Annotated in this window: 12 protein-coding genes, 1 tRNA gene and 1 pseudogene; 10 read left to right on the top strand and 4 right to left on the bottom strand. The window is 61.6% G+C overall.

The window, feature by feature from the left end; all coding sequences use genetic code 11:
• Positions 1-258, top strand: a 258-nt coding sequence (locus AC0L3J_RS34330; protein WP_473350019.1) for a hypothetical protein, incomplete at its 5' end; no start/stop codon positions are given.
• Positions 259-272: 14 nt separating this feature from the next.
• Here the strand turns inward: AC0L3J_RS34330 and chpT are convergent.
• Complete coding sequence (chpT, locus tag AC0L3J_RS34325; protein WP_027565198.1) at positions 273-926, bottom strand: histidine phosphotransferase ChpT; 654 nt, start codon at positions 924-926, stop codon at positions 273-275.
• A gap of 171 nt (positions 927-1,097) precedes the next feature.
• Between chpT and AC0L3J_RS34320 the strand changes: the two genes are divergently transcribed.
• On the top strand, positions 1,098-1,925 hold the full coding sequence (locus AC0L3J_RS34320) for a 3'(2'),5'-bisphosphate nucleotidase CysQ family protein (protein WP_473350018.1): 828 nt from the start codon (positions 1,098-1,100) through the stop codon (positions 1,923-1,925).
• A 13-nt stretch (positions 1,926-1,938) separates the two neighbouring features.
• On the opposite strand, the gene AC0L3J_RS34315 is transcribed toward AC0L3J_RS34320, so the two are convergent.
• Positions 1,939-2,424 carry a YHS domain-containing (seleno)protein gene (locus AC0L3J_RS34315; protein ID WP_473350020.1) on the bottom strand — a complete coding sequence of 162 codons (486 nt, stop codon included), beginning with the start codon at positions 2,422-2,424 and terminating at the stop codon, positions 1,939-1,941.
• Positions 2,425-2,563: 139 nt separating this feature from the next.
• On the opposite strand from AC0L3J_RS34315, the gene AC0L3J_RS34310 reads away from it, so the two are divergent.
• From AC0L3J_RS34310 to AC0L3J_RS34285, 6 genes are all read left to right on the top strand, one after another.
• Complete coding sequence (locus AC0L3J_RS34310) at positions 2,564-3,169, top strand: DUF1134 domain-containing protein (protein WP_007606270.1); 606 nt, start codon at positions 2,564-2,566, stop codon at positions 3,167-3,169.
• Positions 3,170-3,288: 119 nt separating this feature from the next.
• Positions 3,289-4,587, top strand: coding sequence for a hypothetical protein (locus AC0L3J_RS34305; RefSeq protein ID WP_473350017.1), 1,299 nt, complete (start codon positions 3,289-3,291; stop codon positions 4,585-4,587).
• A gap of 155 nt (positions 4,588-4,742) precedes the next feature.
• Positions 4,743-4,817 (top strand) — tRNA-Val (locus AC0L3J_RS34300).
• Between the two features lie 969 nt (positions 4,818-5,786).
• On the top strand, positions 5,787-6,245 hold the full coding sequence (locus AC0L3J_RS34295) for a hypothetical protein (protein ID WP_473350016.1): 459 nt from the start codon (positions 5,787-5,789) through the stop codon (positions 6,243-6,245).
• Between the two features lie 99 nt (positions 6,246-6,344).
• Positions 6,345-6,563 carry a hypothetical protein gene (locus tag AC0L3J_RS34290; RefSeq protein WP_473350015.1) on the top strand — a complete coding sequence of 73 codons (219 nt, stop codon included), beginning with the start codon at positions 6,345-6,347 and terminating at the stop codon, positions 6,561-6,563.
• Between the two features lie 9 nt (positions 6,564-6,572).
• Positions 6,573-7,253 (top strand): helix-turn-helix domain-containing protein, encoded by a 681-nt coding sequence (locus tag AC0L3J_RS34285; protein WP_473350014.1) that lies wholly within the window; start codon positions 6,573-6,575, stop codon positions 7,251-7,253.
• A 150-nt stretch (positions 7,254-7,403) separates the two neighbouring features.
• On the opposite strand, the pseudogene AC0L3J_RS34280 reads toward AC0L3J_RS34285, so the two are convergent.
• Positions 7,404-7,619 (bottom strand): annotated as a pseudogene (locus AC0L3J_RS34280) (3-methyl-2-oxobutanoate hydroxymethyltransferase); the annotation flags it as partial.
• Positions 7,620-7,778: 159 nt separating this feature from the next.
• Entirely contained in the window at positions 7,779-7,988 is a 210-nt protein-coding gene (locus AC0L3J_RS34275) for a hypothetical protein (RefSeq protein WP_473350013.1), read from the bottom strand.
• 112 nt (positions 7,989-8,100) lie between these two features.
• Here AC0L3J_RS34275 and AC0L3J_RS34270 point away from each other — a divergent pair, with 112 nt between their 5' ends.
• Both AC0L3J_RS34270 and AC0L3J_RS34265 read left to right on the top strand, forming a co-directional pair.
• Entirely contained in the window at positions 8,101-8,283 is a 183-nt protein-coding gene (locus AC0L3J_RS34270) for a hypothetical protein (protein ID WP_473350012.1), read from the top strand.
• A 1,175-nt stretch (positions 8,284-9,458) separates the two neighbouring features.
• Positions 9,459-10,880, top strand: a complete 1,422-nt coding sequence (locus tag AC0L3J_RS34265; protein ID WP_473350011.1) for a hypothetical protein — start codon at positions 9,459-9,461, stop codon at positions 10,878-10,880.
• Positions 10,881-10,885: the final 5 nt, after the last annotated feature.

Below are 10,885 nucleotides of genomic sequence, written 5' to 3'. Positions count from 1 at the left end.
CTTCACCAGCTGATTGTCCACGGTGTCCAGGCTCTCGCTGGTTTCCGTCAAAAACTCCCGCAACAGATCATCCATGAAAACAGGCCTTCATACAGGGAGGGCGCGCACACAAGACGTGATGCGCCAATTCGGAATGGGGCCAGCTTCACCGCAAAGCGTTTAATATTGGTTGAGTATGTGGAAAAGAACGGAATCAACAAAGAGACAAGGCGCTCCGGACAAGCCGAAGCGCCTTGTAAAGATTCGATTGACGTTTGAGAGCGGCGACGTGTCTACGAAGCGATAATGGTGATGGCCTCGCCTTCATGCGCGAGCCTCACGGTGAGCCCGCAGGCCTCTGCCAACAGCCGCGTATAGTAAGGCTGGATCGCGTGCGCATCCGCGGCCGGACCGCGCTCGCCGCTCAGCAGCTCGGAGATGTTCTGCGGCAGGCGCGCATTATGTCCGGTCGCGGTGATGCGGAAGCTCATGGTCTCGCCCTCGCCGATCGGATCGATCGTCAGCGTGCCGCCGCGCGGGATCGTGTGCTGCGAAACGACCAGCATGTTGAGCAACAGCTTGACGCGATTCTTCGGCAGCAGGATCCGCGGCAGATTCCAGGTGATCGAGCACTTGCCGTCCTCGATGTGGCCGCGCGCCATGGTCTGGGCATCGCCGAGATCGATCTGCGCGCCGGACGAGCCGGCCGCACCAAAGGCAAGGCGGCAGAACTGGAGGCGGGCGGAGGCGGTTTTCGCGCTCTTGCGAATCAGGTCGAGTGCGAACTCGCGGTCGTCGGGCTTGGGATCGTCGTCGAGCACTTCGAGCCCATTGACGATGGCGCCGACAGGGCTGATGAGATCGTGGCAGACCCGCGAGCACAGCAGCGCAGCGAGTTCGAGCGCATCTGGAGCGGCAACGGTAGCGGGTGACGAAGCGTCAGACATAAAGGGTTCCTGGAATTGCACGGCGCGGACGCGGCGAATCAAGCATGCTTGACGAATGCCGCAGGTTCTAACATTCGCAAGCCCATGGCAGCTAGCTTGCGATCGGTTCGAAGCGGCCCTAATGCCGCGGCGAATCACTCGAGCAGGGATGGAATTGCCGATGAATGAGGCATGCAGGTGAAACGGATCATCGACGGCGCGGCCGCCTCCCATCTGATGGAGCCGCTCACCGCGCTGGTGGTGAAAGCGGGCGAAGCCATCCTCGCGGTCAACCGCGCGGCGATGCGGGTGGACGGCAAGCAGGACGGCTCGCCGGTGACCGAGGCCGACCTTGCCGCCGACCGCATCATCGCGGACGGGCTGGCGCAGCTTGCGGGCGACATCCCGACGCTGTCGGAAGAGCGGACCCAGCTCGCCTCGCCGCCGTTCCGCGACAGCTTCTTCCTGATCGATCCGCTCGACGGCACCAAGGAGTTCGTCGCCGGGCGCGACGAGTTCACCGTCAACCTTGCCCTCGTGACATCGGGCGTGCCGCTGCTGGGCATCGTCAGCGCGCCCGCGCTCGGGCTGCTCTGGCGCGGCATCGTCGGCCGCAGCGCCGAGCGCGTCAGGTTCGATGGCGCGACGATCGGCGCTGCCGAGCCGATCCATACCCGCAAGTTGCCGCCCCTGGGCGAGCCCTGGATCGCCGCGGTGAGCCGTTCGCATGGAGATCCCCGAACCGAGGACTTCATCGATCACCGCCCCAACGCCGTCAGGAAGACGGTCGGCTCGGCCGTGAAATTCGGCCGGATCGCGGAAGGCAGTGCCGACATCTATCCGCGCTTCGGGCCCACTTGTGAATGGGACGTCGGGGCAGGCTACGCGGTCGTGACCGCGGCCGGCGGCAGCGTAACCGACGGCAAGGGCGGCGCGCTCCGCTTCGGCGAGCGGCACGATGGCGGCTTCATCATCCCGGAGTTCATCGCCTGGGGTGACCCGCAGGCCGCAAGACTCTGAAATCGTAAAGGCGCTACTGGCTGAGCTTGTCCTCGAGGGCCGGCCAGCGCTTGCCCACCTCGTAGAGGAAGCGCTCGGGGTTGGCGGCGAAGGCGTCGCGATTGCCTTCCCGGCTGAACAGATAGAGCCGCTGCGCCGCGATCGCGAAGAAACGGGGGTTGCCGGCGATGGTGACCCCGCGGGCGATATCGACCGGATCGTAGCCGCCGAACTGCGGCCCGTAGACCTCGGGATGGGCCAGGAAAGAGGCCCGGTTGCCCTCGTTTCGAAAGCGCCAGACTGCGCCCCACAGGTTCGCCTCGAACTCGGCGGCCCCCTGCACGGCCGTGCCAGCGACGAAGTAGGCCACGGGGTCGAAGCCCTCGATCGCCACGCCGCTGAAGCGGTTGACGACGATCCGCTCGGTGGTGGCCGCCTGCGCCGGCAACCCCGCGCAGAGGATCCAAATGCCCGACAGCATGCAGACCAGAAGGCCGATCAAGGCAATTCCGGGGCGCAAAGGGCTAGCTTCCTGCCGTTCTGCCGTCATAGTTGCTGCGGATAACATCCGAGTCGAGGGGACATCCGGCGCAACCTAGAGCCGCGCCTGTTGGCGTCAGGTTAAGGAAGCGACCGGATTCGATACCAGGGGTTCTTTTATGACTTTCGCATCACGCCTTGCCGCAGTCGCGCTTGCCGCGATGGTCGGGTGGATCATTCCGGCTTCCGCCCAGCAGCCGCCGCCGCCCGATTTGCCGCCGCCGCAGCGGACCCCGACGCCCAGCACCTATGGGCCGGACGAACTCGTGAACGCCGGCCACCGCTTCTTCGGCAACGTCTCGCGCGGTCTCGCCTCGATCATCGAGAAGGCGGTCAGCCAATGGGGCCTGCCCAACGGTTATATCCTCGGTGAGGAAGGGTCCGGCGCTTTCGTCGCCGGCCTGCGCTACGGCGAAGGCACGCTCTACACCAAGAACGCCGGTGACCTCAGGGTCTACTGGCAGGGCCCCTCGCTCGGCTTCGACTGGGGTGGCGACGGCGCGCGCACCATGACGCTGGTCTATAATCTGCCCGCCACCAACGCGATCTACCAGCGCTTCGCCGGCCTCGACGGCTCGGCCTACATCATCGGCGGCTTCGGCATGACGGCGCTCACCGCCAACAACATCGTGCTGGTGCCGATCCGCTCGGGCCTCGGCCTGCGGCTGGGAGCCAATATCGGCTATTTGAAATTCACCCCGCGCGCGACCTGGAACCCGTTCTAGCGTCCCGCTTTCCCCTGCGGCGACGGATCAAGGTTAACGACATGTCGGGGCTGGCTTTTTGCCGGCCCCGCATGCAATGTCCTTGGTAAATTTTTCCTTAGCTTTGGGAGTTCTGGCCCATGGTCGAACCGATCATGTACCTGGCGATCGGTTTCCTGCTCTCGATGCTGTGCGGGCTCGCGATCGTGCCGCTGGTGCATAACCGCGCCGTGCGCCTGACCACGCGCCGGCTCGAGGCCGCCACGCCGTTGTCGATGGCCGAGATCCAGGCCGACAAGGACCAGCTCCGCGCCGAGTTCGCCATGTCGGCGCGGCGCCTCGAGATGAGCGTCGACCAGCTCAAGAACAAGACCACGAGCCAGCTCGCCGAGCTCGGCAAGAAGAGCGACGCCATCAACCGCATGAAGATCGAGCTCGGCGAGAAGAACGCCACGATCTTCGCGCTCGAAGCGCGCGAGAAGGCGGTGAAGGAGCAGCTCCGCGCCACCGAAGAGGAATTCAACACCAAGACCGCGGCCCTGCGTGCCGCCGAGATCGCGCTGACGGACAAGCAGGGCGAGCTCGCAAAGATCAATTCCGAACTGTCCGACCGCTCGATGATGGCGGAGAGCCGTCAGGTCGAGCTGGTTGTGGTACGTGCGCAGATCGAGGAGCTGAAGAACCGCGTCGGCGACGCCGAAAAGGAATTTGCCGCGACGCAGGCGCGGCTGGCGCAGGAGCGTACCGAATCCGAGACCGCCTCGCGCGAGCTCGGCGACGCCCGCGGCCGCGTCGAGAATCTGAGCCAGCGCGTCACCGACCTCGATCGCCAGCTCATGTTGCAGGTGAAAGAGGCCGAGATGCTGTCGGGTCGCGTCGGCGATCTCGAGGGACGCCTCGCCACGCAGGGCAAGCTGCTCGCCGAGCGCGACTATGAGAACAACCAGCTCCGCCAGGCCAATGAGAGTTCCGAGCGCACCATCAAGGAGCTGCGCGTCGAGATCGCGGCCTTGAGCGGCGGCAAATCGTCGGCCGCGATGGAATCGATCCGCGCGGAAAAGACTGCGCTCGAGGAGCAGCTGCGCACCGCCCGCGACGAGCGCGCCAAGCTGCAGCGCGACATCAACGCGATCCAGCAGCAGGCCGAGAGCTCCTGGGCGACCGAGCGGATGGAGAACGCGCTGCTGCGCGAACGCATCAACGACATCGCCGCCGAAGTGGCCAAGCTCGCGATGCAACTCGAAGGGCCGAACTCGCCGATCGAGGCCCTGCTTGCGGCCGAGGCCGGCCAGCCGCCGAGGCCGGCGCCGCGCCCGGCCAATGACGCCGCGACCAACGGCACGGCCGCCGGCACCCTGCCCGAAGGCGGCGGAACACTGGCCGAACGCATCCGCGCGCTCCAGGCCCACGCCTCCCGCGCCCGCCAGCAGGGCGCGTAGGCGGCCCGAAAACGGTCGCGCCGCCGAATTGCGGGTCCGGTGAAGGTTTTCCGGCCCGACAGCGCCTCGAAACTTGACACCTTCGGCCCGCACTTCTAAATCGCGGGCTCCAAAGCGCCGGCGGCCGAAACTCGGGTCGCCTGCATGATGGTTTCGGGTGCATAGCTCAGCGGGAGAGCGTTCCCTTCACACGGGAGAGGTCCAAGGTTCGATCCCTTGTGCGCCCACCATTAGTCCCATAACTACAACAATTTAGCGGGTTGCTTCCCCCATATTGTGCCCCGAAAAGTCTGGGGCATAACAGGGGCACGTGGCAAAAAAGATCGTCCCTCTACCTTCGGCCGCCGCTCCGACCCCGACGGCGAAAGCTCGTTAGTGTTTCACGACGTGATCCGCGTCTGCTCAATCGCCGTGCGACAAGGATCAATGGAGTTGGAGGGATCGCGTCGAATCGCGGTTGCACGATTGTCAGGTCATTCGATGCAGCCCGCAGTGCCTTCAATACGCGGTGGCAGCGGCTTCTTTGCGTTTCAGTCGATTCATTACCATTTCATTGCACCATTCTTCATCGAGAGCTGTATTTCCGTTCTCCTTAAAAACTGTCATTACGGTTTTCAAACTCGGCCAGGGTGCTCTCCTGAGTAGGACACTCGTTTCGGGAAACTAGGACGCGTTCGGATCCGGTACCGGAACTCCGTGCTACTACGGATTTCTCAGGCCTATTGAAGGAGTCAGGATTGCTCCTGCCGGGGCTGTTATTTCATTCCCAACAAATTTTCCGGCAGGGTCGCGCGAATGCGACCCTTTCTTGATTCCACACTCGCGGAGGGATCAGGACAGTCCTCGGCGCCAGGTACTGGCCGAAATAGCCCACTCGGGATTTCAAAGTAGGCCACGCAACGAAAGGCCCGGCTGGCAGCATCCCTTCATCTAGGTTGAGCACCTCGCTGCCGGCGATGGTGACGACTACGACGAGATCTCCCTGGCAACATTGTAAAGCGGTACTGCGAGCGCAACGCGTCGACGTTCTGGAGTACCTTCAGGCGCAGGAAAGGGTAATCGCGCTTGCGAACCCCAACTCGGCGCCGGGCTTCGGGACGATCACCGTCCGCCAGGCCTTCGAAAACTAACTGCCCACCCTCGCGGGAAGGAACGAACGCAGCGCGCGGCTTACGAGAGGTCGCGTCGAGAAGCACATCATGCCCAAGCTAGGGCACCGCAGGGTAATCGATCTCACGACCACCGAACTGGAGACCTGGCAGGCGACCATGGTCGCCAAGGACCCTGACAAGGAGGTGGTGCGCAAGTCGAAGGATTCGGCCAACCGGGTGCTTACGATGTTCAAGGCGTTCCTCAACCATGCTTGGCGGGACGGCAGCAACGGAGTCTCGACGGACGATGCTTGGCGCAAGGTGAAACCGTTCCATAACGTGTCCCGACCGAGGGAAGTGCGCTTTTCTCCGGACCAGGCGCGAAAGCTGATCGGCAACGCAGAGGAACCGAAGTTCGCCGATCTGCTTAAAGGCGGCTATCTCACGGGCGCCCGCTACGAGGAGCTCACTGAGGCGCGCGTTCGGGACTTCGATCGTAAGGGGAAACACCTGTACGTAAACGGAAAGACCGACGGTCGGCATATCATTCTGCAAAAGGACGCATAGACGTTGCTTGATCTGCTGACGCGTGGACGCCCGAATGATGCGTTCATTTTCCTCAAGGAAGACGGCGCGAAATGAAAGGCTTCCGACCAGATCCATCGCATGAAGGACGCGATCTCCCGGGCGGGATTGGACCTCCGAGGTACCTTCTACTCGCTCCGTCATTCGTACATCTCCGAGTCGATCGAGAAGAACGTACCCTTGACCGTGATCGCGGAGAATTGCGGAACGAGCGTGCGGATGATCGAGATAACTTATGCCAAGCTCTTGAAGCAGTTGAAACGTCAGTTCGTCGAAGACGGCGCCCCGAGCCTGCACTGAGGCATCCACATGAGCACCGAACATTTGATACCGAGAGGCGGCATCCGGATCAGCGAAGCGTTCCAGATCCTGTATAGAAGGCTTACGCCCGATTGGCAGGACCTTGAACAGTTCTGCGTCGTGTGGGACGAGGGTGCAAGCGACGACGGCTCCGCCTCGGACGAAAATCCATACGAGCTCATCTTCGAGGCTGAACGTCGGGCCGAACGCGTGCTACGGGCGGCGCTGTCGGACGGAGCTCTCAGAGCACACGTGCACAACGTCAGCACGGGCATCGACTTCGAACTACCGACCAGGGGCTGGTGGCAGTTTGGCGACCATGCCGGAATTCATCGTGATTCCACCGATGACCGCTTTCCAGGCCCGAACTGCGCAATAAATGGCGTTCGCCTACCTATTTTTCTGATCCGCGGTGAATTCGAAAAGTGGCTACCCGACGTGGGATCACCTGAAACCAATGTAGCTGCCTCCGATCCGAGCTCAACATCTCCGGCGGACGCCCTTCCTTCGGGAAGCCGCATGCCTTCGGTTCAAGAGGCCGTGGAACGATCCGGGACCTCCCGAACCAACCTTTATCGCGCCATGCGCTCGCAGGCCCTATCCAGCAAGAAGTTCGGCAAGCGCAGATTGATAATGCAGGCCGAGTTGGACCGGTTCTTAGGAGGCCTGCCCGTTGCAAGTTCGGGGTAGGCCTGAAAAAAGCGCGAACCGCCCTGTTTGCGCGTCGCGAATCGACTGGATCCCGTCATGCGCGAACGGCACCGCCCAGCCCACGTGCGCTGCGCACTCTCGATCTCCATCGATTGAAGGAGATGCAATAATGGAAGACGGCGGTTAGGCGCGGACGAGCTTAGGACGATATCCTTCGATCAAGCCCAGCACGTCATGGAATACGAGTACCTAACCGGAGCAATCCGGCCCCGCGCCGATTCCGATCGTCGGGATCCGGGATTCGGTCGCTCGCGCGGCGAGCTCCGCCGGAATACCTTCAAGGACCAGAGCGAAGCATCCGGCCTCCTGCAGAAGATGAGCGTCTTCGAGCAGCTTACCCGGCTGCCGGGTATTGGGCTCAATCGCCCCTCTCGCTCGGCTGCTGACGGCTCCGCGCTAGACCGCGCCAGCGCCAGCTTCCGTGCAACTTCGGTGGGGTCGCGTTCGGCGCGATAATGAGTGCAGTTGCAAGCCGGACATGGAGCGAGGCCGACCAAGGCAGCTTTACTTGGCGGCCATCGCCTTTGTCGCGGCCTCGCGCTTTGGCCGGGCCCTTGCGGCCTGTGCCAGCTTTAGCCACTCATCGGCGAATATGAGCCACTGTGCCTTGCTTGACGGGATGTCGCTCTTGGCAGCTTCCGCCAGACATTCCTCGCGCTCTTTGAGGAACGCTACCGCGTCCTGTTTGCCGGGTGCGTCCGCCAACTGATCCATAATTGGCTCCCACAACCAAAATGAGCATATTGACCTAAATCAACCTCGGCATTGAAAACCTATTGCGACCGTATGTCCAGCAATGCGGAGCAGACATACGGTGGAGCTTCCGGTGAAGTTGCTGGCCGAGTACATCGAACGCGCGCTGCAACTGGAAGCTCTTGCCGAGGGCGAAGCCGAGCCCAAGTTCAAGGTGCAGTTACTGAAGCAGGCGGATGCGTACCGTAAGCTGGCGGCCAAGCGTGCGGAGCTTTATGGGATGCAAGCGCCGAGCGGCCCTGACAGATCACGTTAGCCGCCAAAACTGGGCCAACTCTCGCGATACCGCCAGTATCCGCCAGTCCTGGATTGGAGGCTTTTCGCTTATCCTACAAAAACGCCGCCCGCTTAAATGTCACGCGGGCGGCGGCTTTCCAGCCCCGGCGGGTTTGACGCAAAACTCCGGTGACGATGATACTGCACAAGTTGTGCCAAGGTTTTGTGTCGCGTTTTGTGACAGTGGTACCGACATGAAAGAGGCCGCCCAGTGAGGCGGCTTTACTGTTCCGGCTCAAATCTTTCGATCTTGGTCGCGCCTTGCCAAAGCTCCACGGCATGTCCGTTGACAAGCTGTTTGGCTCTTTCCCGGGCTATCGTCTCATCAGGGACCGTCAGGTCCACGCGAAGCTCTATGTGCCCGTCTGCCCCGATTACGTAAGCTCGATATTCGCCCATGGTCGCGCAGTTGAATGCTTCGTCGAGGCAAGTTTAAAGCCCCATCTAAAATGATGGACTATCAAATGAGACACCCCGTAGTTTTACGTAGGACACTTACGGGTCCGAAGTCACGAGTCGGCCCCGTGCTCGGAGCCAGCCCCGGTTCCATCGGAACGAAACGCGCACCGAGCGCGGCGCGCGCGGTTGGCGAGCCTCTTTTGGGTTTACCCACACGAGACATGCTGCCGAGACAACAATGCCGTCTCAATAGGATTAACTTCCGAATTGTGAGACATCATGGTCTCATGGTCGTCGGAGCGAACTGGCACCATTCTACAGCTTGACCGGGCGGTCATCGATTGATCCTGAGCTGCTAGTCTGGATGTTGCTGGTCGGCTAGCCCTTAGGAATAGGAACGCTGGCGGAGCCAGCCTGCCCTACGAAAAGAGGCCCCCGGAACGCGTGAGCATAGCGACGCCGCAGGCGGCACGCGGGACGAGTGCAGTCCCGAGACCGGTTAAAAGGGCACCCGAGGAGGGGCAGTGATAGCGACGCCGGCATGAAATGACGGCGGGACCCGACGCGAGTGCCCCCGGCGAGGGACACATGCATTCTTCTCTATCATCGGCGCGAGGGATCGATGCCGCAAGGCCGAGACGCATCCGCGGCTCGGTTTACGAGAGCCCGCCCGGCACCGGCCGGACGCGCCATAAAAGTGAAGACATCGATACAAGATAATCCGTCCGCGCATCGCAAGGCTTGGCATGTGCCTGAATGCACCTGTCACATTTTCGCAGCGCGCCGCATGGGATTCGACAACTTTTAGATGTATTGGTATGGATGGGTATGATGATGAGCACGCCCATTTGGATGCCCTCCGTTTCCACCGATCTCGGTGATGCCTTCAGTCGCCATCTGGCTTTGTTCCGAGGGCAACGAGCTTATGCGCTCGGCGGTATCGAGCTGGACTGGCTCAATGCCCTTCGGGATCGCGCTCTGCGGCGGCGCGAGCAGCCGCTTGTCGATAGCACTGACAAAATGCTCGTCTTGCTTGCGCACCCTTCGGCGAATCCTTCTTTCAAAACGGAATTCGAAACGACGTTCGCTGCGGCGTGGCGTTCAGCCTATCCTCTCAGCGCATTGTTCCAGGACGAGCGCCGCTTTCTCAGCGGCACAACGATGGACTACACACTTAACTGTATCGACCCCGGCCAGGTGCGCGCGATCGAAGACGCCGCTCTGGCGGACCCCTCGATGCAGACCTTTGTGCAGGACATGATAACAAGATTGACAGCGACATCGGCGCAGCCGCGCTACGGCGTCTATCGCGGTGTCTTTGATATTTATTCAGAGGCGCTCGTGTGCCTTTTCCTTCGCGTGCGCACCGGAGGAAGGCTGACGATCACAAAGATACCTGAGACGAAACTGGCGGGGCCTGACTTCGAATGCTCGCTTGATGTGGAGACCAACGGCAAAACAGAGACGCTTGCGTTTTTTATCGAAGTCAAATCGCTCGATATCGTCCATGCGCCACAGCGCCTCCCCGAAATGCTCGATGAGGGCATGGAGGTGCAGATCGACGTGGATCGTCAGATCGCGGACGGCCAGCGAGTGGCGGTGGGAGTCGGAGAGATTGCGCCGCACCGCCCCTATGGGAACGATCCCGATTACGATCCAAGATCGGTGAGAGGAACGATCGAAACCCTCATTGAGAAGGCCGCCGGAAACTTCAAGAATACACAGTTCAAGCGTGGGCCGACTTTTGCGCTGGCGAACATACTCCGCTTGCCAAGGCCAGAAAGCGGAACCGGCACGCTGGCACCTTTCTACTATGATCGGGCAATGGGCGGCGCTTGCGTGAGCGGCGTTCTTTGGAATATGGCGTTTGGAGAAGTCGGCGCACCCATCCACAGGACACCTGATTTCGAAGGAAAAGGTACAGCGGATGGAACGCTAAAACGGGCGGGAATTCTGGTCGACCCGTCTCTTGGGCTTGAGACCCCCGGCCTTATCGTTCTTCACTACGATCAACGGGCCTACCGCTTCGACGGCTTCTACGATCCGCACTGGACGTCAAAAGAGTGGGTCTGGAGCGATGTCCAGGTGGAGGCAGTGCTGTATGCGCTTTGCGGCGAATACAACGACCGAAGCAATGGGCATGCGCATGAGTACGCCATGAACCGCGACCGCACTTAACGCTT

The sequence above is a fragment of the Bradyrhizobium sp. Kon37 genome, assembly GCF_055807535.1.
Note: the sequence above shows the minus strand (reverse complement) of the source record. Positions and strands in the feature narration are given on the sequence as shown.